We start from the raw sequence: 24,972 nt of genomic DNA, 5'->3' as shown, positions 1-24,972 counted from the left end.
ATGACGATGGAACGAGAACTCTTGGCGCCGGAACTGCTGCGCCAGCACGTTGCGCATGGCACCGTCGGCGGCACATATCCGCGTGCTCTGGAGGCTGAATTTCCAACGGGGATGGCGGAAGCCGCTGTCGCGGAGATTTCATCCTGGCCGGGCTACGCGCCGACACCGCTCTATTCTCTGACAAAACTTGCCGACGATCTTGGCATTGGGGCGGTGCTCTACAAGGACGAGGGGCCGCGCTTCGGCCTCGGCAGCTTCAAGGCGCTGGGCGGCGCCTATGCGGTCATGCTGCTGGCCCGCAAGTGGCTGGCCGAGAGGGGGCACGGCGATGCGGCGCTGGCCGACATCCGTTCCGGCAGATTTGCCGACGCGCTGAAAGAGATGACCGTGACCTGCGCGACCGACGGCAATCACGGCCGCTCCGTCGCCTGGGGCGCGGAAATGGCGGGCTGCGGCTGCGTCATCTTCATCCATGCCGAGGTCAGCCAGGGCCGCAAGCAGGCCATGGAGGCTTTCGGCGCCGATGTCCGGCGGATCGAGGGCGACTACGACCTGTCCCTGAAACATTGCGAGAACGAGGCCACGGCAAACGGCTGGTTCGTGGTCTCCGATGCCTCCTATCCCGGCTATCTCGATATCCCGCGCGACGTAATGGCCGGCTATACGGTGATGGCGAGCGAAGTGCTGGGGCAGGCCGAAGAGGCGCCGACCCACATGTTCGTGCAGGCCGGTGTCGGCGGTTTCGCTGCCGCGATGGTGGCGCGGCTCTGGCAGGGTTACGGGGAGAAGGCCCCGCGCACAGTCATTGTTGAGCCCGACCTTGCCGCCTGCGCCATCGAGAGCGCCCGACAGGACAAACCCGCCATCGTGCCGATCCATGAAGAGACCCTGATGGCGGGGCTTTCCTGCGGAGAAATGTCCCTGGTTGCCTGGCCGGTCCTTTCCGCCGGATGCAGCGATTACATCACTGTCGGTGAAGAAGGCGTCGGCCCGGCCATGCGGCTGCTGGCCTCGGGGGAGACAGGCGCACGGATCACCGGCGGCGAGTCCGGCGTTGCCGGGTTGCTCGGCTTTCTGGCCGTCGCTGCCAACCCGGCGCTTAAGGAACAGCTCGGGCTCGGGCCGGACAGCCGGGTGCTGCTGATCGGCAGCGAGGGTGCGACGGATCCCGAAATCTACAAGGCGATTGTCGGCGATCTGGCGGCATGAGCACCGGACGCGGCTTTCCCGTCTCCGAATTCGAGGCACGGGTTGCACGCGCTCAGGCGCTGATGTTGGCGGAGGGGCTCGACCTGCTGCTGCTGACCACCGAGCCTGAGGTGCGGTATTTCAGCGGTTTTATGACCCAGTTCTGGCAGAGCCCGACCCGGCCCTGGTTCCTGATCGTGCCGCGTGCGGGCAAGCCGGTGGCCGTGATCCCGGCGATCGGCGCCGTCGCCATGCAGCGCACCTGGCTCGAGGATATCCGGACCTGGCCGTCTCCCCGTCCAGAGGATGAGGGGCTGTCGTTGCTGGCCGCGACGATGATCGAATTCGGCGGCAGGGCAGCTGTTGTCGGTATGGCGTCCGGGCCGGAAACCCATCTCCGGCTGCCCCTGTCGGACTATGCGGCGCTGCAGGCATCCTTGCCGGATGCCACCTTCCGGGATGACGCCGGAATTCACCGGCGTCTCAGGATGATCAAGTCCGAGGCGGAGATCGGCAAGATCCGGACCGCCTGCGAGATGGTCTCCGGCGTGTTCGAGGATTGGCCGTCCTGGCTCGCCCCGGGCATGACCGAACGGGAGATTTTCCGGGATTTCAAGATCGCCTGCCTGAAGGCCGGGGCCGACGATGTCTCCTATCTGGTCGGCGGCGCCGGGCCGGGCGGATATGGTGATATCATCTCGCCGCCCTCCGAGCGGCCTGTCCGGGACGGGGATGTCCTGATCCTCGATACGGGCACGCTGCATGACGGTTATTTCTGCGATTTCGATCGCAATTTTGCCATCGGAACGCCGACCGATGCCGTGCGTTCTGCCTATGCCACCGCTTATGCCGCGACCGATGCGGGCCTGGCCGCGGCCAGGCCGGGCGCGACCTGTGGCGACCTCTTCCGGGTGATGGCGGAGGTGCTGGAAGCGGGTGGTGCCCAGGTCGGCGATGTCGGACGGCTGGGGCATGGCCTCGGCATGCAGCTGACCGAATGGCCGTCGATCACGGCCAGCGACCGGACGGTGCTGGAGCCCGGTATGGTCCTGACCCTCGAGCCGGGCCTTGAATACGCGCCGGGCAAGATGATGGTGCATGAAGAGAATATCGTGATCCGGGAGGATGGCGCGGAACTCCTCACGCGCCGTGCCGCCCGCGACATCCCCGGTGTGACTTAGGATCCCCCTGCGACCTCGAGAACGATCTTTCCCGTGTGGGATTTTTCGGCGAAGGCTTTCTGCGCCGACACGATGTCGCGGAGCTGATAAGTCGCCGCGACGAGAGGGCGGATTGCGCCGCTTTCGATCAGACGCACCAGATTTGGAAACACCTCCGGCTCCAGACCGGTGCACCCGTAGAAGCTGAGATCCTTCAGATAGAGCGTTCGCAGATCGAGCGGGACGGTATGGCCGCCGATGGCGCCGGCGACGGCATAGCGGCCACCTGGCTTCAGGAGGTCCAGCAGGTCGGGCCAGAACTGACCGCCGACCAGATCGATAGCCACATCCACAGCATCCTCGCCCAGAGCCTCGGTCGGCTTCGTATCCCGGCCGACGGTGCGGGCGGCGCCGAGTGCGAGCAGGCTTTCCGCTTTCGACGCGCTGGTGACCGCGATCACCTCGGCGCCCCGGGCCCGGGCAAGCTGGACCGTTGCCGAGCCCACCCCTCCGGAGGCGCCGGTTACAAGGACCCGCTCACCGGATGTGACCCGGGCACGCGTGAGCATGTTTTCGGCGGTCGAGTAGGAGCAGGGGAAAGAGGCGAGTTCGATATCGGTGAGGCCGGTCTTTATCGGATGTGCGTGCCGGGCCGGAACGACAGCGTAATCGGCGAACCCGCCGTCACATTCCGAGCCGATATAGGCGAAATTCTCGACGGTTTCACCATGCAACTCCCGCAGGCAGGGTTCGATCAGAACTCTCTCGCCTGTCCGGGAAGGATCGATGTCGCTGCCGACGGAGACGATGTGGCCCGCGATGTCGGCGCCCTGGATACGCGGCAATTCAAGAGCGGAGCCGCCCCAGCCGGCGTCGGTTGAATCACTGTCGCCTTTCGAGTACCAGCCGTTTCGCGTGTTGATATCGGTATTATTCACGCCTGCCGCGCCGACACGGACAAGAACGTCCCGCGGGCCGGGTACCGGAACCGGGATATCGGTGCGGTAGCTGAGTTGGTCGTAGTCGCCATGCCCCGTCAGCAGGACTGCCTGCATTGTTTCTGGTCGTTCACTCATCACATAAACTATCAGTCTCCGGTTTCGCTTTGGAGATGAGTGTGGATCGGGTGTAGGAAAAGGAGCAATCCGTTCGTTGCGCGGGGTGAGCATTTTTGCGTTCCGGCGCGACACGAATCCCGTCCGGAGTTTCTGTAACGAGGCCAATATGCGCGATCACGAAATTGATCCGGACCTGCCCTGGCAATATCGGGTCGGGCTGATTGTCCTGAAGACGGACGAGACGATCGAGCAGGATTTCCGGCTCTTCGCCGCCGATCCTTCTATCGCGCTTTACCATAGCAGGATCGAGAGTGCCCCGAATGTGACTCCGGAAACCTTGCGCCAGATGGAAGAGCGCATTCCCGGCGCGGCCGCTCTGTTGCCGCAGGACACACCGCTGTCGGTTGTTGGTTATGGCTGTACATCCGCATCGACGGTGCTTGGAGAAGTGAGAGTCGCTGAACTGGTTCGTACAGCGCATCCGGCGAGTGCCGTGACGAATCCGCTCTCGGGACTGAAAGCGGCAGCGTCCGCACTTGGTATCAAACGATTGGGGCTGGTCAGCCCCTATATCCGCTCCGTTACCGATGCGCTGGAAAGCGAGATGGCCGAGAGCAGTTGTCCATTCGTTGAAGCAGTGGTGTTCGGTGAAGAAGAAGAAAGAGCCGTAGCAAGGATTTCGCTGAACTCGATTCTCGCTGCTGCGATAAAGGTCGCGGCGAATGCTGCCGTGGATGCGGTCTTTGCCTCATGCACAAATCTGCGCGCAGCATCTGTCATTAAGGAGGCGGAGCGGGTGACCGGAAAACCTTTCCTGTGCAGCAACCAGGTTTTGGCCTGGCACATGCTGCGTCTTGCGGGCATTGATCGCCCAGTGCCGGAACTCGGGCGGCTGGGAAGTCTCGGACTTGCCCCGGGGAATGCTGCGTCTCACGACCGTGATTGCGTGGCCTGAGGGCACATCCTGTCAGGCCTGAAATATTGAGCATCCCGGTGCCTCTTCGAAGGTGGCGGGATATATGGTCCGGTGATGCCCGGCTGGAAACGGTTGTCGGCTACCGGTTGAAAGAGGGAGGAGCCCCTTATGGATATCAGAAGCAAACTTTCCGATCCGTCCCTGTTCTGCGAGCAGGGCTATATCGACGGCGCCTGGGTCGACGCGGATGGCGGCGGCACGGTCGACGTCACGGATCCGGCGACCGGTGATCTGGTCGGCACGATCCCGGATATGGGAACGGACGAGACACGGCGCGCGATCGAGGCGGCGAATGCGGCCTGGCCGGCCTGGCGGGCCAAGACGGCGAAGGAACGCGCCGCGCTCCTGCGCAAATGGTTCGACCTGATGATGGCGAACCAGCGCGACCTCGGCATCATCATGACCGCCGAGCAGGGCAAGCCGCTGGCCGAGGCCATGGGCGAGATCGCCTATGGCGCCTCCTATGTGGAGTTCTTCGCTGAGGAAGCGAAGCGGATCTATGGCGACATCATTCCGAACACGGCCGATGGCAAGCGGATTGTCGTGCTGAAGCAGCCGGTCGGCGTCGTCGGCTCGATCACGCCGTGGAACTTCCCGAACGCGATGATCGCCCGCAAGGCTGCCCCGGCTCTGGCCGCGGGCTGCACCTTCGTCGCCAAACCCGCCAAGCTGACGCCGTTCTCGGCCATTGCAATGGCCGTGCTGGCCGAACGGGCCGGCATTCCGAAAGGCGTTTTCAACGTCGTGTGCGGCGCCAGCTCTTCCGCCATCGGCAACGAGCTGACCCACAGCCCGCTGGTTCGCAAGATCACCTTCACCGGCTCGACCGAGGTCGGCAAGAAGCTGATCGCGCAGTCGGCCTCGACAGTGAAGAAGGTCTCCATGGAGCTCGGCGGCAACGCGCCGCTGATCATCTTCGACGATGCGGATGTCGATGAGGCCGTGAAAGGCGCGATCATCTGCAAATACCGCAATGCCGGCCAGACCTGCGTCTGCGCCAACCGGATCTTCGTGCAGGACGGCATCTATGATGAGTTCGCCAGGAAGTTCGCGGCGGCGGCCAAGGCGATGAAGATGGGCAACGGATTCGATGACGGTGTCACTGTCGGCCCGCTGATCGAGGCGGCGGCCGTCGACAAGGTCGAGGAGCATGTTCAGGACGCGGTTGCCAAGGGCGCGCAGGTTGCCACGGGCGGTGCCCGCAGCAATATCGGCGCGCTGTTCTATGAGCCGACCGTGCTGACCGGGGCGACCCGCGACATGGCGATTTTCCGCGAGGAAACCTTCGGCCCGGTGGCCCCGCTCTTCCGCTTCAAGACGGAGGAAGAGGTGATCGAACTGGCGAACGATACCGAGTTCGGCCTTGCCTCCTACTTCTATGCCCGGGATATCGGCCGGGTCTGGCGGGTTGCCGAAGCGCTGGAATACGGCATGGTCGCGATCAATGAGGGCATCCTGTCCTCCGAAGTCGCACCGTTCGGCGGCGTCAAGGAATCCGGTCTCGGCCGCGAAGGCTCGAAATACGGCCTCGATGATTATCTCGAGATCAAGTACCTGCTGATGGGCGGCCTGAACGGCTGATCCATCCGGATGACTGGGGAAAAGGCGGTCCTCGGGCCGCCTTTTCTGTATGCGGCTCAGGCTTCGACGCGCAGGAAGCCGGTCAGCCCGGTTTCACGCAACAAGCGGACAGGGGCATCCTGTTCAGGGCGATTAGGTTCCGCTTCGTTGACTGTCTTGTGGCGGACAGGCATCAATTGCGTTCCTATTTGTGAGCCAGACATCAACCAGTCCTGAAATCCGACCCGACCCCTGGAGCGAGCCCGTGTCCGACTATGATTTTGACCTGATTACCATTGGTGCCGGCTCCGGCGGTGTTCGGGCAAGCCGTCTGGCGGCCGGATTTGGCGCGAAGGTTGCGGTGATCGAGGAAGAGCGTGAAGGCGGTACCTGCGTGCTGCGCGGCTGCGTGCCGAAGAAACTGTTCGTCTATGGCTCCCATTTCGGTCACGACATGCAGGACGGTGCCGGCTACGGCTGGTCTGCGGGCGATATCAGCCACGACTGGCCGGCCATGATCGCCGCCAAGGAAACGGAACTGGACCGGCTGCACGGCATTTATGTCAGCCTGCTGGAGAACGCCGGGGCGACCCGCATTCACGGGCGCGGGACGGTTGTCGACGCGCACACGGTGGCGGTGGGTGACAAGCATTATACGGCCGAACGCATCCTGATCGCGGTTGGCGGCTGGCCGAGCGTGCCGGATCTGCCGGGCGCCGAACATGCCATCACCTCGAACGAGGCGCTTGAGCTGACGAAGCGGCCGGACCGGATCGTCATCGTCGGCTCCGGCTTTATCGCCGTCGAATTTGCCGGGATCTTCAACAGCTTCGGCTCCGAAACCCATCTGATCTATCGCGCCGACAAGGTGCTGCGCGGCTTTGACGAGGATGTGCGCGACACACTGACCGTGGAAATGTCCAAGAAGGGCATGCATCTGCATCCGGGCACCCTGCCGGACCGGATCGAGAAGGCCGGTGATGTCTACAAGGTGCATCTGAATGACGGCTCGACCCTCGAAGTCGATGAAGTGATGTATGCCACCGGGCGGCGTCCTAACACCAAGGGCCTCGGCCTCGCCGAAGCCGGTGTCGCTCTGACCGGAGGCGGCGCCGTCGTGGTGAACGAGTGGTCGCAGACCTCCGTGCCCAGCATCTATGCGGTGGGGGACGTGACGGACCGGATCAACCTGACCCCGGTTGCCATTGCCGAAGGGCATTCCTTCGCCGAGACCGTCTTCAACAACCGGCCGATGCAGGCCGATCACCGGGACGTGCCGAGTGCCGTCTTCAGTCAGCCGCCGATTGGCACGGTCGGTCTGACGGAAGCCGAGGCGCGGGACCAGTACGGAGAGATCGACGTCTATGTCGCCGGGTTCCGGCCGATGAAATATTCCCTGACGGACAACCCTGAGCGCGGCATGCAGAAGCTGATCGTCGACCGGGCCTCCGACCGGGTGGTCGGTGCGCATATGGTCGGCCTCGACGCGCCGGAGATCATCCAGGGCCTCGGTATTGCCATCAAGGCCGGCGCGACCAAAGCCGAGTTCGACGCCACCATCGGTATTCATCCGACGGCAGCGGAGGAGTTTGTCACCATGCGCACGAAGCGGCCTGATCCGGAGCGTCAGGCGGCGGAATGAGCCGCCGCTTTTCGGCCCCGAAGCTATGGCTTTCTTTCTGACGGGTTGACGCCGGGGCGGTTGTAATGCGCTGCTAGGCTGTACTCGCACTGGTATTCGCGGAAAACCGCTGATACAAAACTCGTCCGTATTCGCCAAAACCGGCAGGAAAGCGGCAATTTCGAACCTTGGGAGAACAGCAATGTCCGGCACATGGAGCCCCGACAGCTGGCGCGGTAAACCGATCAAGCAAGTTCCGTCCTATCCGGATGCGGCCCGTGTCGCGGCCGTCGAGAAAGAACTGAGCGGTTATCCGACCCTGGTTTTTGCCGGGGAAGCGCAACGCCTGAAGGCCTCCCTTGGCCGGGTGGCAAAAGGTGAGGCATTCCTGCTGCAGGGTGGGGATTGTGCCGAGAGTTTTGCCGAATTCTCCCCGAACAATATTCGCGACACCTTCCGGGTACTGCTGCAGATGGCGGTGGTGCTGACTTTCGGTGCGGCCATGCCAATCGTGAAGGTCGGCCGGCTCGCCGGCCAGTTCGCTAAGCCGCGCTCGTCCGACGTGGAGACGATCGAGGGTGTCGAGCTGCCGAGCTATCGCGGTGATATGGTGAACGGCATCGATTTCTCCGAAGCGGACCGCGTTCCGGACCCGGACCGTCTGCTCAAGGTCTACAACCAGTCGGCCTCGACCCTGAACCTGCTGCGGGCTTTTGCCCAGGGCGGGTTCGCCAATCTGGAGCAGATCCATCGCTGGACCCTCAGCTTTGTCGAGAATTCGCCGCAGGGCGAGCGTTTCGAAAACGTGGTGTCGCGCATTGACGAGGCGCTGGAATTCATGCGGGCCTGCGGTATCACGGCCGAGAACAACCAGCAGCTGCGCGAAACTGAATTTTATACCAGCCATGAAGCCCTGTTGCTTGGCTACGAGCAGTCTCTGACCCGCAAGGACACCATCACCGGGCATGGCGGCTGGTACGGTACCTCCGCCCACATGCTCTGGGTCGGGGACCGGACCCGGCAGCTGGACGGCGCGCATGTCGAGTATTTGCGTGGCATCGCCAACCCGATCGGCATGAAGTGCGGTCCGAGCCTCGAGACCGACGACATGTTGCGTCTGATCGACATCCTGAACCCGCAGAACGAACCGGGCCGCCTGACCATGATCGTGCGCGTCGGCGCCGGTGAGGTGGACAAACATCTGCCGCGCTTCATCCGGGCCGTCGAGCGCGAAGGCAAGAATGTGGTCTGGTCGTGCGACCCGATGCACGGCAACACGATCAAGGCGTCCAGCGGCTACAAGACCCGTCCGTTCGATCGCATCCTCGGCGAAGTGAAGGAATTCTTCGAAGTACACCAGGCCGAGGGCACCCATGCCGGCGGCGTGCATTTCGAGCTGACCGGTCAGGACGTCACCGAATGTATCGGCGGCGCCCAGGCGATCACGGCTGATGCCCTGGCGGACCGTTACCATACGCATTGCGATCCCCGGCTGAACGCCTCCCAATCCCTGGAGCTTGCTTTCCTGATTGCGGATATGATGAAGCAGAGCCGGGCCAAAGGCGGCGCTGCCAGCATGGCTGCGGCTTCGTGACACGACTGACTGGGACTGTGGCTCATGGACGGCTCTGAAGGTATCGCGGCCCTGACGCCGAACGATGCTCCGCGGACGGTGGTCCATCCGGCGGAATCCGATCTGCCGCGTTTCGTCGACAAATACTTCCTGCGCACGAAGGAAGTGGTTGCGAAATTCGGGGATGTGGACGTGACTTACGCCGTCTTCATGCGGCGTCCCGTCACGTCTGCGCCACGGCTTGCCATGCAGTGGCTCGACAGGATGGCCTCTGCGCGCGGCGTCGCGCTCGATGTCGACCTGAAGCAGAAGGAAGGGTCCTGGGTTGGGGCGGGCGAGCCGATCATGTATGTCTCCGGCTCGCTCTATCATCTGATCGACCTGGAAACGCAGTTCCTCCAGAAACTCGGGGCCTGCTGCGTTGCCGCCTACAACTCCTATGTGATGTGTGCGGAAATGCCGAAGACCGCCTTTCTTGCCATGGACGCCCGGCATTGTGCCGGCACCGAAATGGCGGAGATGATGGCCTATGGCGCCAGCGTCGGCTCCGCCAAGGCACAGCGCAAGCTGGGCGCGATCGGCTTTATCGGGAACGCATCGGACGAGACGGCGCATTTCTTCGCCAAGGACCGGGGCTATGGCACCATGCCGCACGCCCTGATCGGCTATGCCGGCTCGACCGTACGTGCGGCGGAAATGTTCCATGAGACCCATCCGGAAGAGAACCTGACGGTTCTGGTGGATTATTTCGGCCAGGAATTTACCGATGCCCTGGCGGTGTGCCGGCGGTTTCCGGAACTGGCCGCGGCCGGCAAGGTGGCCGTACGGCTCGATACCCATGGCGGGCGCTATGTCGAGGGTATGGATATCGGCATGTCCTACGAGGTCCTCGATCGCACGGCGCCGCAGGCTATCCGGGGGTACCGGACGGACAACGAGCTGCGGTACCTGATCGGCACCGGGGTTTCGGCGGCGGCGATCTGGCATATGCGCGAGCGGCTGGACCGGGAAGGTTTCAAGGCCGTGAAGATCGTCGCCTCGAGCGGTTTCTCCCCCGAAAAATGCCGGGTCATGGCGCTGGCCAACGCCCCGATTGACGTCATCGGCACGGGCTCCTACCTCCCAGAGAAGTGGAGCGAAACCTATGCGACCGCCGATATCGTGCGCTATGGTGGCGAAGAGCGGGTCAAGGTCGGCCGCGAGTTCCTGTTGGACAAGACCAGATAGGATTGCCGTGACTTCCAAGGTCCTGATCGTCGTACACCAGAAAACCTCGGTCGCAGGACATGTCGGGGTTCTGCTCGAGGAACGCGGATACACGCTGGACCGGCGCTGCCCGATGATCGGTCACGAGTTGCCGGAGACCCTTGACGATCACGCCGGTGTCGTGGTCTTCGGCGGTCCGATGAGCGCCAATGACGAGCATCTGGATGGCATTCGGACCGAACTGAAGTTCATGGACACGGTGCTGGAGTCGGATACGCCGTTCTTCGGCATCTGCCTCGGCGGCCAGCTCCTGGCGCGGGCGCTGGGGGCGCGGGTCTATCTGCATGATGAAGGCAATGTCGAGGTCGGCTATACAAAGATCCATCCGACAGAACAGGGCCGGCCCTATTTCCAGCAGTCCGACCATTTCTATCAGTGGCACAAGGAAGGCTTCGATCTGCCGGAAGGCGCCAGCCTGCTGGCCACGGGGGCCCGTTTCCCGAACCAGGCCTATCTCCATGGTAGCAACAAACTCGGGATCCAGTTCCATCCGGAGATCACGCTGGAGATGATCCAGCGCTGGACGGCCGGGGCGGCGCATCGCATGGAATTTCCTGGCGCACAGCCCAAGGAAGCCCATATCAAAGGCTTCGAGATGTTTGGCGAGCGTATCGACCGCTGGGGCAGGGCAACGCTGGACTGGCTCGGTCTGGGCGGCTCCCGCAAGGCAATCATGGATGCGGCGGACTAGACGGAGTATCACCCCCCGCCGACGATGATCGGGAATTGGCGACGCCTTGCGCTCTGCCAATCCAATGCGCCTCCTGGAAGCGAAGAATGAATCAGAAGACATCGACCGTATTTCAGGCTCCGTCGGAGCTCAGCGACGACAAGTTGCTTGAACGGCTGCTGGAGCTCCAGCAGCGGACGCGCGGCGTGCTGATGAAGTACAAATTGCGGCCGGCCTCTTTCAGCGTCATGGCCCGGCAGGCACGGCAGTCCATTTCAAACACCGAAGAATTGTCGGAACTGTTCGAACTGCTGATCAATCTTCAGGAACTCGGCACCGAGGCAAAGCAGCGCAAGGTGCTGAATGAGGCATCGATGACGCAATCCGGCGAGCAGTCGCAGAGCGCCGTGGCGGCGACCTCCCGGCGCCGGAACGGACCGTCCGAAACCGGGGAGCCCGAAACGGCGGCGCCGGCGAAGAGTCCGGAAGAAATCAGGGTCACGCCGGAGACCACGTTCGACGAAGACGCCACGCGGGATTTCTTCAGCCAGCTCGACAAGTAATCGCCATCGGCTTGTCTGCCCGAAACGAAACGGGGCCGGAAAAACCGGCCCCGTTCCTGAATGATTTGTTTCGGGCTTATTTCAGCTCAAGGCTCAGGCCCTTGTAGAGGCCGGCACCGTAGATGCCGTGGGCCTCGACCGGCTTCAGGCGCGGGCCGGCGGCGACGAACATCGGCTCGTGCACGATCGGGATCCAGACCACGGCGTCATGCACCTGCTTCTGCACCTTGCCATAAGCCTCGGCGCGAGCGACGTCGCTCAGGGCGCCCCGGCCTTCCTTCAGCCATTCGTCGGTCTGGGCATTGTCCCAGTTCATCCGGTTCGGCGTCGGCATGTTGGTCGACGGGAAGTACAGGTTCAGCGCATCGCCGGCGGAAACATACGGATAGCTCATGGTGTAGAGATCGAAGTCCTGGGTCTTCAGCTTGCCCCAGATCACCGTGGCGTCGAACACCTCGACCTTGAGATCGACACCGACCTTCCGCAGGTCGCCCTGCAGGGCCTCCATCACCTGGCGCCAGATGTTGGAGAAGCTGTAGGCCACCAGTTCGAGTTTCTTGCCGTCCTTGTGCCGGAACCCGTCGTCGCCCATTTTCCAGCCGTCGGCATCCAGGATCGCGGCGGCCTTTTCCGGATCGTAGCCGAACAGGCTTTCGTCGATCACGTCGGCTGCATAGTCGAGCGTACCGGAATGGGTGTAGGCGTAGGCCGGCGCGGCCTTGCCGAAGAATGGACCCTCGGCCATGGCTTTCTGGTCGACTGCGAGATTGATCGCCTTGCGGACCTCGAGGTCATTCACGATGTCTCGGGTGATCTTGAAGCCGACATAATAGGTCCAGAAATAGTATGGCGGCGAGGTCACCGAGATCTGCGGATTGGCCTCGAGCTGGTCGACCGACCAGTAGGGCAGGTACTGGGTCACGTCGCCCTGGTTTGTCTGGATGCCGGCAACCCGGTTGTTGTCTTCCGGGACGATTTTCCAGACCACCTTGTCGATCTTTGCCGGTCCCTGGTTGGCATAGAAGTCTGGGCCCCAGTTGTAGGCGCCGTGTTTGGTCATGACCAGTTCGTTGCGCGGCTCCCAGTTTTCGAAGCAATAGGGGCCGGTGCCGTCAAAGCCCTTCACGCCGAAATCGTCGCCCAGCGTATTGACCTGGTCGATATTCAGGATCGTGTGGAAGTGCTGGGTCATTTGATAGAGCAGCTCGGAATAGGGCTGTTCCAGCTCGTACTCGACGACATAGTCGCCGACAGCACGGATTTCCTTCACGTCACCGGCGCGGTTCTTGACGACACCCTTTTCCAGTGCGAGCCAGCGGTCGATGGTGGCCTTCACATCGGCGGCGGTGAATTTCTTGCCGCTGCAGAAGGTGACGTCCTCGCGCAGCTTGAAGGTATAGAGCTTGCCGTCTTCCGAGACAGTCCAGGATTCGGCGAGCAGAGGACGGATTCCCTTCATGTCCGGAGCGAGCGCGACAAGCGTGTCGCCCATCATGAACATGACCTCGGCAGTCGCCCGGGACGTCGAGGTATGCGGATCGTACCGGTCCGTGTCGATGGTCCGCATGACACTGATCGAGGTTTCCGCGACGGCCGGGGCCGCGAAGGGCAAGCTCGCGGTCAGGGCTATCGCCCCGGCGCGGAGCAGCAACTTGCGAAGTTCCATTTTCAAGCCTCCTTTTATGGTTCCGGGGTGCCGGTCGGCATCCCGCTTCGGCCCGGGTTGTTCCCGGACGCGTTCCTACTGGCGCAACCGGGGGTCGAGAACATCCCGGAGCGCATCTCCCAGCACGTTGAAGCAGAGCACGATGACCAGGATCGCCAGGCTCGGGATCGTGGAAACATGCGGAGCGAAAAACAGAAAGTTTCGGCCTTCGGACGCCATCGTCCCCAACTCGGCGGTCGGGGGCTGAGCGCCGAGGCCGATGAAGCTGAGCGCGGCGCCGAGCAGGATGGTCTGGCCGAGCTGAAGCGTCAGATAGACGAAAATGGTCGAGGCGCTGTTCGGCAGCAGATGAAAGCAGATGATCCGGGCGTCGCTCATCCCGATGGCGCGGCTCGCCGTGATGTATTCCATCTGCATCTGGACCACGGCGGCGCCGCGGGTGATCCGGGCGATGGTCGGCACGGCGGAGACGGTCAGTGCGATGGTGATGGAGAAGATTCCCGAGCCGAGAACGGCTGCAATGGCAAGGCCGAACAGGATGGAGGGAAAGGACAGCAGGATGTCGACAACCCGCATGATCGGGCCTTCAAGCCATTTGTAGTAAGCGGCGAGCAGTCCGAGAAAAGAGCCGATGAGACCGCCGGCAAGGACAGCCATCAGCCCCATGATAAGGGTGGTCCGGGTGCCGTATAGCAGGCGGCTGAGGATGTCCCGTCCGAGGCCGTCAGTGCCGAGCAGGTGCCCCGGGATGGCACCCGGCGCCCAGATCGGCGGCTTCAGCATGTTTCTCAGATTATTGTCATAGGGGTCGTGTGGCGAGATCCAGGGGGCGAGAAAGGCCGCCAGCAGGACGATGGCAAGCAGGACCATGGAAATGACGGCCCCTTTGTCCCGCTTGAGCTTCTGCAGCGTGGTCCGGCGCGCCAGGATTGCCGAAACGGGCAATTCCTCGTCCGGTGCCATGGCGGGGGAGGGCGCGGGAATACTGTTCATGACACCCTCAGGCGCGGATCGAGGATCACATAGAGCAGATCGACGATGATGTTGACCGCGATGAAGGAGACGGCGAGGACAAGGATCGCGCCCTGGCTCAGGGCATAATCGGCAGAGACGATCGCGCCGACAGCGAGCCGGCCGACACCCGGCCAGGCGAACATCGTCTCGGTGACGACTGCGCCGCCGAGCAGGAAGCCGATCTGCAAACCGACCAGGGTCACGACAGGAATCAGTGAGTTTCGCAGCGCGTGACTCAGCACAATGGACCGCTCTGGCACGCCCTTGGCGCGCGCCGTGCGGACGAAGTCGCTGTTGAGCACCTCAAGCAGGGAGGTTCTGGTCATGCGCGCCACAGGACCGATAAAGACGCCGCCCAGGGTGATCGCGGGAAGCATGATGTGCTCGATGCCTTCAAGCGTCCAGAGCGGCCCGCCGCGGCCCTGGAATGGCAGCAACTGCCATTTGAAGCCGACATACTGGATCAGTATCAGGCCGAACCAGAAGATCGGCATTGAGACGCCGGCCACGGAGCCTGCCATGATGATGCGGTCGGAAATCTTGCCGCGCCGGACGGCCGCGAGGGTTCCGAACAGAATACCGAGCGGGATCGCCCAGATCAGGCTGGCGGCCATCAGCTCGATCGTCGGACCGACAGTATTGGCAAGTTCGTCGACAACGGCACTGTTGGAAATCATGGAACGGCCGAGATCGCCCTGCAGAACCCGTCCGAGATAGATCCCGAACTGCACGATGACGGGCTCGTTCAGCCCCATGGATTCCCGGATGGCCTCGATATCGGCCGCGCTGGCGGTGGGGCCGGCCAGGACCGTTGCTGGATCCGTCGGAACCACTTGCATCAGCATAAAGCCGATGAAGAGAACCCCGAACAGGACGGGGATCGAGACGAAGAGTCTTTTAACGATATGTCTGAGCATGATTCCGCGATCTGGTGTCGCTTGGAGGGTGGGGTGGGTAACGCAACGGATGTGCCAAGTCGCTGCGAGAAGGGAAAATCAGATGAATGTGGCAGGACGCCACCGAACAGAGTGACTGGAGATGACTTTCAGGACAATCCGGTTCGTTCCGGAGTGCCGATAATTTAGGCGCGAAGTGTGTTGCGGTGCACAAAAACATATCATTGTGCTCTCCCCGTTCAGGCGCCTGGAGAGAACGGGTGGTCTGTGCGGCTAGACGCCTTCTACCAGCACGGCATTCCCTGTCGAGGCCGCTTGACGCAGTGCCTTCGGCTTCTCGTATTCGTCTGAATAATACCATTTGCGTGCCTGCTCGAAACTGTCGAACCGAACCACCACTGTGCGCGGGTTGGGAGACCCTTCCAGGTTTTCCTGTTTCCCGCCGCGCACGATATATGCGCCGCCATATTGTTCGATCGTAGCGGGGACCAGGGCGCGATATTCCTCGAATGCCTTTGCGTCCGATACGTCGATCTGGGCGATGATGAAACCGGCCGGCATGATGTTTCCCCTCGTATTGTTTGCCTTTCCGATACTGTAGCTCTTCCGGACCTCCTGTTGCCAATCGACGGGGCGAATGCTTCAGTTCTCGACATGCATCAATCATTCGACGCGGGAGGACATTATGGGTGCAGGAGAAGGCGAAATTCTGCTGACGGTGTTTCTGAAGCACCAGAAGGATAAAAACCTTAGTGAAATCAACGAGAAGCTGGAGAATTCGGAGTTCTGGAAACTGTTCCCGCCGAAAGGGATCGAAGTGGTCAACTGGTACGTGATGATGGGGATCGGGCAGGTCGCTATCCTGCGTGTGCCGGGGCACCGCTTGCGGGAGGTCAATCTGGCGATTGAGAAAAGCGCCTGGGGGGCGTTCGACACGGAATTCTATCCGACCTATGACTTCATGCCTGTCCTGAAAGACATCAAAGCGCGGCATGGTGTGGAGATGTGAGGGCCGAGACCTCCGTTTTCGCTTTGTGAGCCTGCCCGCGCCGCGCTAAGAGAGGCGCCATGACCGAGACACTTACGATTGCATTGGCCCAGTTGAACCCGACTGTCGGGGACTTCCAGGGCAATCTCGAACGGTTGCGCGGCGCGCGGGCCGAGGCGGCGGCGCAGGGCGCGGACCTGCTGCTGACAAGCGAGCTGTATATCTGCGGCTACCCGCCGGAAGACCTGATCCTGAAGCCGATGTTCGTCGACAGCATCCGTATTGCCGTTGATGCCTTTGCCGGGGAAACTGCCGATGGCGGACCGGCCGTGCTGCTGGGCACGCCGTGGCGCGGCGACGACGGCCGGGTCTACAACGCGATGGTCCTGATCGAGGACGGCAAGGTCACGGGCGAACGCTACAAGGCCGATCTGCCGAATTACGGCGTGTTCGACGAGAAGCGCGTATTCGCCGCCGGCGACATGCCGGGGCCCATTGCCTTCAAGGGGGTGCGTATCGGTATCCCGATCTGCGAGGATATCTGGACCCCGGACGTGGTCGAGTGCATTGCCGAGACCGGTGGTGAGATCCTGCTGGTCCCGAACGGCTCGCCCTTCGAGGCGGGCAAGACGGACCAGCGCCAGCAGCTCGGCATCGCCCGGGTGATCGAAAGCGGCTTGCCGCTGGTCTATCTGAACCAGCTTGGCGGCCAGGACGAGCTGGTGTTCGACGGCGCATCCTTCGTGCTCAATGCCGACCGCACTCTCGCGGCGCAACTGCCGGCCTGGCAGGAGAAGGTCGTCGTCACGCACTGGCGGAACGGGCCGAATGGCTGGGTGTGTGCGCCGACGGAAACCGTCGAGGTCGAGACCAAGGATGCGGCGCTGTATCAGGCGCTGATCTGCGGTGTCCGCGACTATGTGAACAAGAACGGCTTCAAGGGTGTGCTGATCGGCATGTCGGGCGGGATTGATTCCGCCCTGAGCGCCGCCGTCGCCGTTGACGCGCTCGGCCCAGACCGGGTGCATTGCGTGATGATGCCGTCGCCCTATACCAGCCGGGAAAGCCTGGAAGACGCGGCCGAAGCCTCGCGGCTGCTCGGCGTGCGTCTGGACGAGATCAATATCGGCCCGGCCATGAGCGCGTTCGAGGAGATGCTGGCGCCGTTCTTTGAAGGCACCAGCAGGGATATCACCGAAGAGAACATCCAGTCCCGCTCGCGCGGCATGGCCCTGATGGCCCTGTCCAACAAGTTCGGCTACATGGTGCTTTCGACCGGCAACAAGTCGGAGATGTCGGTCGGCTACGCCACGCTCTACGGTGACATGTGCGGCGGCTACAACGTGCTGAAGGACGTCTACAAGATGTCCGTCTTCGCACTCTGCCGCTGGCGCAACGGGAACAGGCCCGCCGGCGCTCTCGGACCGGACGGTGCGGTCATGCCGGAACGGATCATCACCAAGCCGCCGTCCGCCGAACTGCGTCCGGACCAGAAGGACGAGGATTCCCTGCCGCCCTATCCGGTGCTGGATGCCATCCTGGAAGAGCTGATCGAGAACGAGACACCAATCGCGGTTATCGTGGACAAAGGTTACGATCCTGAGACCGTTCTCAAGGTCTGGCGTCTGCTGGACCGCGCGGAATACAAGCGCCGCCAGGCACCTCCAGGTGTGAAGGTCACACTCAAGGCCTTTGGCCGTGACCGTCGTTATCCGCTCACGAACGCATTCCTCGGCGCTTATATCGCGTCTCCCGCAGCCAAGGCGGCAGAATGATCTCTTCGAGTGATGTGATAGTCCGTTTCGCGCCAAGCCCGACGGGCCGCCTGCATGTCGGCAATACCAGGACGGCTCTGGTCAACTGGCTGTTTGCCCGCAAGGCCGGCGGGACCTTCCTGTTGCGCATGGATGACACGGACGACGAGCGCTCGACCAGTGAATACGAGCAGGGCATCAAGGAAGACCTGACCTGGCTTGGACTTACCTGGGATCAGTTCGCCCGCCAGTCAGACAGGCTGGACCGTTATGATGCGGCGGTTGAGCGTCTGAAAGACTCCGGGCGGCTCTATCCCTGCTACGAGACCCAGGACGAACTCGGCCTGAAGCGCAAGGCGCAACTCTCCGCCGGACGGCCGCCGGTTTATGACCGCTCGGCGCTGAACCTGACCGATGCAGAGAAGGCGGCGAAGGAAGCGGCGGGCATCCAGCCGCACTGGCGTTTCAAGCTGATCCATGAGGAGGAGCGCTGGAGCGATCTGGTGCGCGGCGAATCCCACTATCACATGGCCAGCCTCAGTGATCCGGTGCTCTTGCGGGCAGACGGAAGGCCGATCTACACGCTGGCCTCCGTGGTCGACGATATCGAGCTTGGCATCACCCATATTCTGCGCGGTGAAGATCATCTGACCAATTCCGCGGCGCAGATCCAGCTCTTCAAGGCGCTCGATGCCGTGCCGCCGCAGATGGGCCACCTGTCCCTGTTGACCGACGCCGACGGGCAGGGGCTTTCCAAGCGGCTCGGATCGCTCGGCCTGCAGCAGCTCAGGGACGATGGTCTCGAGGCCATGTCGATCAACACGCTGCTGGCCAAGATGGGCACGTCGGACCCGGTCGAGCCCCGGCAGTCCCTCGACCAGCTTGTCGCCGATTTCGAAATTTCCAAGTTTTCCCGGGCAACGCCGCGCTTTGATCCGGCAGAGTTGCATGGCCTGAATGCCAAGATTCTGCATGCAGCGGAATTTGCAGCCGTTTCGGATCGGCTGACGGAAATGGGCATCACCGGCGGAGAGCCGTTCTGGATGGCGGTGCGCGGCAATCTCGAACTGCTGCCGGACGCGAAACTCTGGTGGACCGTCTGCGCGGGCGAAATCGACCCGTTGATCGAGGACGCTGCCTATGCGGCGGCGGCTGCACCGCTTCTACCCGACGGCCCGTGGGACCAGGGGACATGGAAGGCATGGGCCGATGCGGTGAAGGCGGAGACCGGCCGGAAGGGCAAGCAGCTCTTCATGCCGCTGCGCGAGGCCGTGACCGGGCAAAGCCGTGGACCGGACATGGCCGACCTGTTACCCTTGATCCCGCGCGAAAAAGTGCTCGCACGGCTGCAAGGCTCTCGCGCCTGAGGAACAATTTCAATGTTTTCGCGCAAATTGCATGATGTGATCGGTGTTCCGGCTTTTCTGGCCGGTGATCTCTGTCGCGCCTAGGCGCCCGGACCGGCACCGCCCGGTTCTCCCCGATATTCTCTATTTAACGCGAAACGGAAGCCCGCGCGATGTCCGCCATCACTATCAAGTTGCACAACACGCTGACGCGTCAGAAGGAAACCTTCGAGCCGATCGATCCGTCAAACGTACGGGTCTATGCATGCGGCCCGACCGTCTATGATTATGCCCATATCGGGAATGCGCGGCCCGTGGTCGCCGTCGACATACTGTTCCGCCTGTTGCGCATGGCCTATGGCGAGGAGCATGTGCTCTATGTCCGCAACATCACGGATATCGACGACAAGATCAATGCACGGGCCAAGGAGTCCGGCATCACAATCCGCGAGCTGACGGACGGTACGGCCGAGATTTATCGCGCGGATATGGCCGCGCTGGGCGCGCTGACCCCTTCGGTCGAGCCGCGTGCGACGGAGAATGTCGCCGGCATGATCGAGATGATCTCGGTCCTGATCGACAAGGGCCATGCCTATGCGGCGGACGGCCACGTCCTCTTCAGCGTGCCGTCCATGGAGACCTATGGCGGGCTGTCCCGACGGAACCGGGACGAACTGATCGCCGGGGCCCGCGTCGAGGTGGCGCCGTACAAGAAAGATCCGGCCGATTTCATCCTCTGGAAGCCGTCGGAGGACGAAACCCCGGGCTGGGAAAGCCCCTGGGGATACGGCCGGCCGGGCTGGCATATCGAATGCTCGGCCATGAGTGCGCGCTATCTCGGCGAGGAATTTGACATTCATGCCGGCGGGCTGGACCTGATCTTCCCGCACCACGAGAACGAGATCGCCCAAAGCTGCTGCGCGCACGGTACCGACCGGATGGCCCGCTACTGGATGCATAACGGCTTCGTCACCGTCGAAGGCGAGAAGATGTCGAAATCGCTCGGCAATTTCTACACCGTCAACGACCTTCTGAAGGACTGGCAGGGCGAGGTGATCCGGTATCACCTTCTGTCCACCCATTACCGGGCGCCGATGGATTTTTCCAAGGACGGCCTGAAGGAGGCGAAAGCGGCGCTCGACCGGTTCTATCTGGTGCTGCGAAACGTTGAAGTCGACGAGCTTCCCGACGCGAAGCCTGACCGGCACATGGTCGACGCATTGGCGGATGATCTCAACACACCGCTCGCGATTGCCCGGCTGCATGTGATCGCGACCGAGGCCAACAAGGCACCGACCCGGCGCAAACGGGCGAAGGCCCAGGCCAAGCTGAAAGCGTCGGGCGAATTGCTCGGCCTTTTTGCCAGCGATCCGGACGCCTGGTTCCGCTGGACGTCCGACGCATCGGAAAGCCTCAGCGATGAAGCGATCGAGGAGTTGGTCGCGCAGCGCATCGCGGCGCGCAAGGCGAAGGATTTTGCCGAGGCCGATCGGGTTCGCGATCAGCTTACCGGGGCCGGAATCCTGCTTGAGGACGGACCCGGTGGAACGGCCTGGCGGCGCGGCTAGGGTGGAACGCGGCGCTCAGACGCTGTTGAAGGGGATCTCGGTCGCCACCATGCTGACCAGGATCCGCTTCACCTGGGCGTCTTCATCGACGAGGGGTAGGATCAGGCGTGACCAGCGGTCCCAGCGCGCGATCTTGTCCGGCTCCCGGGGCCTTTCCTTGTCGTGCTCGGTATAGACCGTGATGTTATTGCGCGCCGCGGCCTGATATTGCGGCCGTACATTCCGGGTTGCTTCGGTATTCAGCTGCTGGCTTGTCTGGCCTGTGAGATCTCTGCCGTATGTATCGGCCACTTGTGACCCATAAAGGCGGTAGCGATAAGCCGTGTAATTGTCCATCGGTTCAAGCACGACGATCGAACCAAGCGCCGGTCTGACATCCAGTGGATCGAACTGCTTGTAGAGGACACCGCCGACATCGCTGCGAAATCTTGACCTGAACCAGTCGGCAAGGCAGCGATGCTGCGGATGTATAAACTGGTGGCTGTGCAGCGCGTCGTTGCGGAATGCGACAATCGCGTAATTCTTCAGGGAATATTGCTTCGGATCAGGGAGCAGATCCTGCGTGGGCGTGTCGGCTGATTCGATATATGCATAGATAAACGGCTCGTCTCTGGGGGGAATGGTCATCGATATAGCCGCAGCCCAAATCATTTGGTTTTCTTGCCCATAGGTTTACAGGATTTTCCGGGTAAATTACTTCTGTTTTTTGCAAATCAGCTTTGTCTTGCACCCGGAACGGGTCGCCTGCAGCCATTGCCGCCGTTGAGCCGGCATATGCCTTTGTACCGGCGGCAATGGCGATGCTAGAACACCGATAGCAAATATTGGATCGGGCTTATGACGGACAACCGCATCTATCTATTCGATACGACCCTCCGGGACGGGCAGCAGACCCGCGGCGTTGATTTCACGCCTGCGGACAAGATTGCGATTGCGCGTGCCCTGGACGAGATCGGGATCGATTATGTCGAGGGCGGCTGGCCCGGTGCAAACCCGACGGATGACCGGTTTTTCTCCGAGCCGCCGGAACTGAAGCGCGCGACTCTGGTGGCGTTCGGCATGACGCGCCGCCCGGGGCGCAGCGCGGAGAATGATCCGGGATTGTCCGTTGTGCTGGGCTCGAAGGCCGGGGCCGCCTGCCTTGTCGGCAAGACCTGGGACTTCCATGTCGATGTCGCGCTGGAGATCGAACGGGACGAGAACGTCCAGATGATTCGGGACAGCATGGTGCTGGCGATCAAGCGCGGCTTCGAGCCGATGTTCGACTGCGAGCACTTTTTCGACGGTTACAAGGCCAACCCTGAATATGCGCTGTCCTGTGCCGCGGCGGCCTATGAGTCCGGCGCCCGCTGGGTTGTGCTCTGCGACACCAACGGCGGCACCTTGCCGCACGAGGTCGAGGAAATCGTTTCCGCGGTGATCAAGGTGGTCCCGGGCACGCATCTCGGCATTCACACCCATAACGACACCGAGAATGCCGTGGCCAACACGCTCGCCGCCGTGCGCGCCGGTGCGCGCCAGGTCCAGGGCACGATCAACGGTCTGGGCGAGCGCTGCGGCAACGCGAACATCGTTACCCTGACGGCGATCCTCGGCCTGAAGATGGGATACAAGACCGGCGTCGATGCGAAGGGCATGAAGCAGCTCAGGAAGCTGTCTCGGATGCTGGATGACCGCCTGAACAGGTCGCCGAACCCGCATGCGGCCTTTGTCGGCGAAGCGGCCTTCGCCCATAAAGGCGGTCTGCATGTTTCGGCTGTCCAGAAAGACCCGCGGACCTACGAGCATATCGATCCGGAGCTTGTCGGCAACCAGCGCCATATCCTGGTCTCCGATCAGGCCGGCCGCTCGAACATCCTCGCCCGTTTTGCCGAGATCGGGGTCGAGATCGACCCGAAAAACCCGAAGGTCCAGCGTCTGGTCGAGGATGTGAAGGAGAAGGAGTTTCTCGGCTATTCCTACGACACCGCCGAGGCCAGCTTTGAACTTCTGGCCCGCCGGACCATCCAGTCCGTACCGGACTATTTCTCAATCGAGCGTTTCCGGGTGATGGATGAACGCCGCTTCAATGCCAGGGGCCAGATGGTCATCGAGTCCGAGGCGACGGCTACCGTTGAGGTTGCCGGCCAGCGCCTGCACGAGGTCGCGGTCGGCAACGGTCCGGTCAATGCGCTCGACCTTGCCATCAGGAAGGCGCTGAGCAGTGCCTATTCGGATCTCGATGGGGTGAAACTGATGGACTACAAGGTGCGGATCCTGCCGCCGCCGCCGAACAGTGACGGCACGGACGCGGTGACCCGGGTGATGATCGAGAGTGCCGGGCCGGATGGCAGCACGTGGCGCACGGTCGGGGTTTCGGCCAACATCATCGACGCGTCCATCATGGCGCTCTCGGACAGCCTGAATTACCGGCTGCTGAAATCCGGCACCGTCGCGAAGGTCGACGCCTGAGCCATGGCCGGAACCGATCAGAGCAAGGCGGTCGCCCGCGGCGATGCGGACGTGCCGGTTGTCATTCTTGTGCGCCCTCAGCTGGGCGAGAATATCGGCGCCGCTGCCCGGGCCATGCTGAATTGCGGGCTGGACGAGATGCGTCTGGTGGCACCGCGTGACGGCTGGCCGAACCCAAAGGCGGAATCGATGGCCGTGGGGGCCATCGCGGTGCTGGAGAACGCGAAGGTCTACGAGACCACGCAGGATGCGGTCGCCGACCTCAATCTGGTGCTGGCGACAACCGCCCGGAGCCGGGAGCAGGTAAAGCGCGCCTTCACCCCCCGCGCGGCGGCGGCCGAGATGAAACGGCATATCGCCAGCGGCCACCGGGGCGGTCTCCTGTTCGGGCCGGAACGGTCAGGGCTGGAGAATGACGAGGTGGCGCTGGCCGATGCCATTGTCCATGTGCCGCTGAACCCGGCCTTTTCGTCCCTCAACCTCGCCCAGGCGGTCCTGCTGCTCGGCTACGAATGGTTCCAGACGGGAGACGAGACTCCGGATCTTGCCCTGAGCGGTGTCAGTGCGCCGGCCAGCGTCGAGGACCGGGAGTATTTCCTTGGCCGGCTCGAGAAGGAACTTCATGACGGCGGCTTCCTGTATCCGGAGACGCTGGCACCGACGATCCGCCGCAACATCCGCAACCTGTTCAACCGGGCGCAGCTGACGGACCAGGATGTCCGGACGATGCACGGCGTGGTCAGCACGCTGCTGAAGATGCGCAAGCGGGGCGACGGCACGGCCGACTAGGGTCAGTCGGCCGCCTTTCTTCTGCGCTCCCGTGCCACCAGGTTCAGCACCTCCACGGTCGCCGAGAAGAACACGGCGAAGTAGATGTAGCCGCGCGGGATGTGGAAATGCAGGCCGTCTGCGACCAGCGCCACGCCGACCAGCATGAGAAAGCTGAGGGCCAGCATCTTGGTGGTCGGGTGCTTTTCGATGAAGCTGGCGATCGGATTGGCGGCAGCGATCATCACCGCCATGGCAATGACGACGGCAGCGATCATGACGCCCAGATCGTCGACCATGCCGACGGCGGTGATCACCGAATCGATGGAGAAGACGAGGTCGAGGACGATGATCTGGCCGATCACGCCGGCAAACCCGGCAGAGACCTTCGCCTTTGTCTCCCCGTTATCGCCCTCGACGGAATTGTGGATCTCGTGCGTGCCCTTGTAGAGCAGGAACAGCCCGCCAAGCAGCAGGATCAGGTCGCGCCAGGACAGCGTGAAGCCCTGGATTTCCGCCAGCGGTGCGGTCAGGCCGACGATCCAGGCCAGCGCCGACAGCATCAGCAGCCGCAATATCAGCGCCAGGCCGAGGCCGATCCGGCGCGCCAGCGGCCTTTGGGATTCAGGCAGGGTTTCGGCGACGATCGAGACGAAGATGATGTTGTCGATGCCGAGGATGATTTCCAGCGCGGTCAGGGTGGCGAGACTCGCCCAGATCGCCGGGTCCAGAATCCAGTCCATGCGCGGAAATCCCTCTTTGGCTGCGTGGCTCTAATACGGGTCTAACAGCCTGCCTTTTATCCGGTTCCGGCGTGCCGCGCATTGTTTCCGTGCGGCAGCGGTTCCGGCGCTTGACTTGGAGGGTGCGATCCGTATAGTGCGCG

Annotated in this window: 22 protein-coding genes; 15 read left to right on the top strand and 7 right to left on the bottom strand. The window is 62.5% G+C overall.

Annotation, left to right across the window (positions count from 1 at the left end; all coding sequences use genetic code 11):
* Positions 1 to 1,209: a diaminopropionate ammonia-lyase gene (locus RH950_RS15340; RefSeq protein ID WP_350058266.1), complete on the top strand. Its 1,209-nt coding sequence runs from the start codon at positions 1 to 3 to the stop codon at positions 1,207 to 1,209.
* Complete coding sequence (locus RH950_RS15335) at positions 1,206 to 2,369, top strand: M24 family metallopeptidase (protein ID WP_350058264.1); 1,164 nt, start codon at positions 1,206 to 1,208, stop codon at positions 2,367 to 2,369. The genes RH950_RS15340 and RH950_RS15335 overlap by 4 nt, the downstream gene beginning before the upstream one ends.
* Here the strand turns inward: RH950_RS15335 and RH950_RS15330 are convergent.
* Positions 2,366 to 3,424, bottom strand: a complete 1,059-nt coding sequence (locus tag RH950_RS15330) for an alcohol dehydrogenase family protein (RefSeq protein ID WP_350058262.1) — start codon at positions 3,422 to 3,424, stop codon at positions 2,366 to 2,368. The genes RH950_RS15335 and RH950_RS15330 overlap by 4 nt on opposite strands.
* 148 nt (positions 3,425 to 3,572) lie before the next feature.
* Between RH950_RS15330 and RH950_RS15325 the strand changes: the two genes are divergently transcribed.
* The 7 genes from RH950_RS15325 (at position 3,573) to RH950_RS15295 (ending at position 11,635) form a co-directional block, all read left to right on the top strand.
* Positions 3,573 to 4,361, top strand: coding sequence for a maleate cis-trans isomerase family protein (locus tag RH950_RS15325; RefSeq protein WP_350058260.1), 789 nt, complete (start codon positions 3,573 to 3,575; stop codon positions 4,359 to 4,361).
* 129 nt (positions 4,362 to 4,490) lie between these two features.
* Positions 4,491 to 5,963: an NAD-dependent succinate-semialdehyde dehydrogenase gene (locus RH950_RS15320; RefSeq protein WP_350058258.1), complete on the top strand. Its 1,473-nt coding sequence runs from the start codon at positions 4,491 to 4,493 to the stop codon at positions 5,961 to 5,963.
* Between the two features lie 244 nt (positions 5,964 to 6,207).
* Positions 6,208 to 7,584, top strand: coding sequence for a glutathione-disulfide reductase (gor, locus tag RH950_RS15315; RefSeq protein ID WP_350058256.1), 1,377 nt, complete (start codon positions 6,208 to 6,210; stop codon positions 7,582 to 7,584).
* A 181-nt stretch (positions 7,585 to 7,765) separates the two neighbouring features.
* The gene (locus RH950_RS15310) at positions 7,766 to 9,157 is read left to right on the top strand and encodes a class II 3-deoxy-7-phosphoheptulonate synthase (protein ID WP_350058254.1); all 1,392 of its coding nucleotides are present in this window, start codon (positions 7,766 to 7,768) and stop codon (positions 9,155 to 9,157) included.
* A 24-nt stretch (positions 9,158 to 9,181) separates the two neighbouring features.
* Positions 9,182 to 10,363, top strand: coding sequence for a nicotinate phosphoribosyltransferase (locus RH950_RS15305; protein WP_350058252.1), 1,182 nt, complete (start codon positions 9,182 to 9,184; stop codon positions 10,361 to 10,363).
* Between the two features lie 7 nt (positions 10,364 to 10,370).
* On the top strand, positions 10,371 to 11,093 hold the full coding sequence (locus RH950_RS15300; RefSeq protein WP_350058250.1) for a glutamine amidotransferase-related protein: 723 nt from the start codon (positions 10,371 to 10,373) through the stop codon (positions 11,091 to 11,093).
* Positions 11,094 to 11,179: 86 nt separating this feature from the next.
* Positions 11,180 to 11,635: a hypothetical protein gene (locus tag RH950_RS15295; RefSeq protein ID WP_350058248.1), complete on the top strand. Its 456-nt coding sequence runs from the start codon at positions 11,180 to 11,182 to the stop codon at positions 11,633 to 11,635.
* A 76-nt stretch (positions 11,636 to 11,711) separates the two neighbouring features.
* Here RH950_RS15295 and RH950_RS15290 read toward each other — a convergent pair whose 3' ends face one another.
* The 4 genes from RH950_RS15290 to RH950_RS15275 all read right to left on the bottom strand — a co-directional run bounded on the left by RH950_RS15290 (position 11,712) and on the right by RH950_RS15275 (position 15,772).
* A complete protein-coding gene (locus RH950_RS15290) occupies positions 11,712 to 13,301 on the bottom strand; it encodes an ABC transporter substrate-binding protein (protein ID WP_350058246.1) in 1,590 nt (529 codons plus the stop codon).
* A gap of 75 nt (positions 13,302 to 13,376) precedes the next feature.
* Entirely contained in the window at positions 13,377 to 14,294 is a 918-nt protein-coding gene (locus RH950_RS15285; protein WP_350058244.1) for an ABC transporter permease, read from the bottom strand.
* Positions 14,291 to 15,232 carry an ABC transporter permease gene (locus RH950_RS15280; protein WP_350058242.1) on the bottom strand — a complete coding sequence of 314 codons (942 nt, stop codon included), beginning with the start codon at positions 15,230 to 15,232 and terminating at the stop codon, positions 14,291 to 14,293. The genes RH950_RS15285 and RH950_RS15280 overlap by 4 nt, the downstream gene beginning before the upstream one ends.
* A 252-nt stretch (positions 15,233 to 15,484) precedes the next feature.
* Entirely contained in the window at positions 15,485 to 15,772 is a 288-nt protein-coding gene (locus RH950_RS15275; RefSeq protein ID WP_350058240.1) for a DUF1330 domain-containing protein, read from the bottom strand.
* A 124-nt stretch (positions 15,773 to 15,896) separates the two neighbouring features.
* Between RH950_RS15275 and RH950_RS15270 the strand changes: the two genes are divergently transcribed.
* From RH950_RS15270 to cysS, 4 genes are all read left to right on the top strand, one after another.
* Positions 15,897 to 16,220 carry a hypothetical protein gene (locus RH950_RS15270; protein ID WP_350058238.1) on the top strand — a complete coding sequence of 108 codons (324 nt, stop codon included), beginning with the start codon at positions 15,897 to 15,899 and terminating at the stop codon, positions 16,218 to 16,220.
* Positions 16,221 to 16,279: 59 nt separating this feature from the next.
* Complete coding sequence (locus RH950_RS15265; RefSeq protein ID WP_350058236.1) at positions 16,280 to 17,974, top strand: NAD+ synthase; 1,695 nt, start codon at positions 16,280 to 16,282, stop codon at positions 17,972 to 17,974.
* Positions 17,971 to 19,320 (top strand): glutamate--tRNA ligase, encoded by a 1,350-nt coding sequence (gene gltX, locus RH950_RS15260; protein WP_350058234.1) that lies wholly within the window; start codon positions 17,971 to 17,973, stop codon positions 19,318 to 19,320. The genes RH950_RS15265 and gltX overlap by 4 nt, the downstream gene beginning before the upstream one ends.
* A gap of 161 nt (positions 19,321 to 19,481) precedes the next feature.
* The gene (gene cysS / locus RH950_RS15255) at positions 19,482 to 20,867 is read left to right on the top strand and encodes a cysteine--tRNA ligase (RefSeq protein ID WP_350058542.1); all 1,386 of its coding nucleotides are present in this window, start codon (positions 19,482 to 19,484) and stop codon (positions 20,865 to 20,867) included.
* Positions 20,868 to 20,882: 15 nt separating this feature from the next.
* On the opposite strand, the gene RH950_RS15250 is transcribed toward cysS, so the two are convergent.
* Positions 20,883 to 21,494, bottom strand: a complete 612-nt coding sequence (locus RH950_RS15250) for a PAS domain-containing protein (protein WP_350058232.1) — start codon at positions 21,492 to 21,494, stop codon at positions 20,883 to 20,885.
* A gap of 210 nt (positions 21,495 to 21,704) precedes the next feature.
* On the opposite strand from RH950_RS15250, the gene cimA reads away from it, so the two are divergent.
* Positions 21,705 to 23,318, top strand: a complete 1,614-nt coding sequence (gene cimA, locus RH950_RS15245) for a citramalate synthase (RefSeq protein WP_350058230.1) — start codon at positions 21,705 to 21,707, stop codon at positions 23,316 to 23,318.
* Positions 23,319 to 23,321: 3 nt separating this feature from the next.
* The gene (locus RH950_RS15240) at positions 23,322 to 24,107 is read left to right on the top strand and encodes an RNA methyltransferase (protein ID WP_350058228.1); all 786 of its coding nucleotides are present in this window, start codon (positions 23,322 to 23,324) and stop codon (positions 24,105 to 24,107) included.
* Positions 24,108 to 24,109: 2 nt separating this feature from the next.
* On the opposite strand, the gene RH950_RS15235 is transcribed toward RH950_RS15240, so the two are convergent.
* Positions 24,110 to 24,829, bottom strand: a complete 720-nt coding sequence (locus tag RH950_RS15235) for a TerC family protein (RefSeq protein ID WP_350058226.1) — start codon at positions 24,827 to 24,829, stop codon at positions 24,110 to 24,112.
* Between the last annotated feature and the right edge of the window lie 143 nt (positions 24,830 to 24,972).

Source organism: Nisaea sp. (assembly GCF_040217065.1).
In the GTDB taxonomy this organism is placed as follows: domain Bacteria; phylum Pseudomonadota; class Alphaproteobacteria; order Thalassobaculales; family Thalassobaculaceae; genus Nisaea.
The sequence above is the reverse complement of the archived record's forward strand: the minus strand, read 5'-3'. Positions and strand labels throughout refer to the sequence as shown.

What these genes read in the sequence shown, in the direction of transcription:
- RH950_RS15335 (WP_350058264.1), top strand. Translation starts at nt 1,206, where the DNA reads ATGAGCACCGGACGCGGCTTTCCCGTCTCCGAATTCGAGGCACGGGTT.
- RH950_RS15325 (WP_350058260.1), top strand. Translation starts at nt 3,573, where the DNA reads ATGCGCGATCACGAAATTGATCCGGACCTGCCCTGGCAATATCGGGTC.
- RH950_RS15270 (WP_350058238.1), top strand. Translation starts at nt 15,897, where the DNA reads ATGGGTGCAGGAGAAGGCGAAATTCTGCTGACGGTGTTTCTGAAGCAC.
- RH950_RS15265 (WP_350058236.1), top strand. Translation starts at nt 16,280, where the DNA reads ATGACCGAGACACTTACGATTGCATTGGCCCAGTTGAACCCGACTGTC.
- RH950_RS15330 (WP_350058262.1), bottom strand. Translation starts at nt 3,424, where the DNA reads ATGAGTGAACGACCAGAAACAATGCAGGCAGTCCTGCTGACGGGGCAT.
- RH950_RS15305 (WP_350058252.1), top strand. Translation starts at nt 9,182, where the DNA reads ATGGACGGCTCTGAAGGTATCGCGGCCCTGACGCCGAACGATGCTCCG.
- RH950_RS15295 (WP_350058248.1), top strand. Translation starts at nt 11,180, where the DNA reads ATGAATCAGAAGACATCGACCGTATTTCAGGCTCCGTCGGAGCTCAGC.
- cimA (WP_350058230.1), top strand. Translation starts at nt 21,705, where the DNA reads ATGACGGACAACCGCATCTATCTATTCGATACGACCCTCCGGGACGGG.
- RH950_RS15290 (WP_350058246.1), bottom strand. Translation starts at nt 13,301, where the DNA reads ATGGAACTTCGCAAGTTGCTGCTCCGCGCCGGGGCGATAGCCCTGACC.
- RH950_RS15340 (WP_350058266.1), top strand. Translation starts at nt 1, where the DNA reads ATGACGATGGAACGAGAACTCTTGGCGCCGGAACTGCTGCGCCAGCAC.
- gltX (WP_350058234.1), top strand. Translation starts at nt 17,971, where the DNA reads ATGATCTCTTCGAGTGATGTGATAGTCCGTTTCGCGCCAAGCCCGACG.
- RH950_RS15235 (WP_350058226.1), bottom strand. Translation starts at nt 24,829, where the DNA reads ATGGACTGGATTCTGGACCCGGCGATCTGGGCGAGTCTCGCCACCCTG.
- RH950_RS15320 (WP_350058258.1), top strand. Translation starts at nt 4,491, where the DNA reads ATGGATATCAGAAGCAAACTTTCCGATCCGTCCCTGTTCTGCGAGCAG.
- RH950_RS15250 (WP_350058232.1), bottom strand. Translation starts at nt 21,494, where the DNA reads ATGACCATTCCCCCCAGAGACGAGCCGTTTATCTATGCATATATCGAA.
- RH950_RS15285 (WP_350058244.1), bottom strand. Translation starts at nt 14,294, where the DNA reads ATGAACAGTATTCCCGCGCCCTCCCCCGCCATGGCACCGGACGAGGAA.
- RH950_RS15240 (WP_350058228.1), top strand. Translation starts at nt 23,322, where the DNA reads ATGGCCGGAACCGATCAGAGCAAGGCGGTCGCCCGCGGCGATGCGGAC.
- RH950_RS15280 (WP_350058242.1), bottom strand. Translation starts at nt 15,232, where the DNA reads ATGCTCAGACATATCGTTAAAAGACTCTTCGTCTCGATCCCCGTCCTG.
- RH950_RS15275 (WP_350058240.1), bottom strand. Translation starts at nt 15,772, where the DNA reads ATGCCGGCCGGTTTCATCATCGCCCAGATCGACGTATCGGACGCAAAG.
- RH950_RS15310 (WP_350058254.1), top strand. Translation starts at nt 7,766, where the DNA reads ATGTCCGGCACATGGAGCCCCGACAGCTGGCGCGGTAAACCGATCAAG.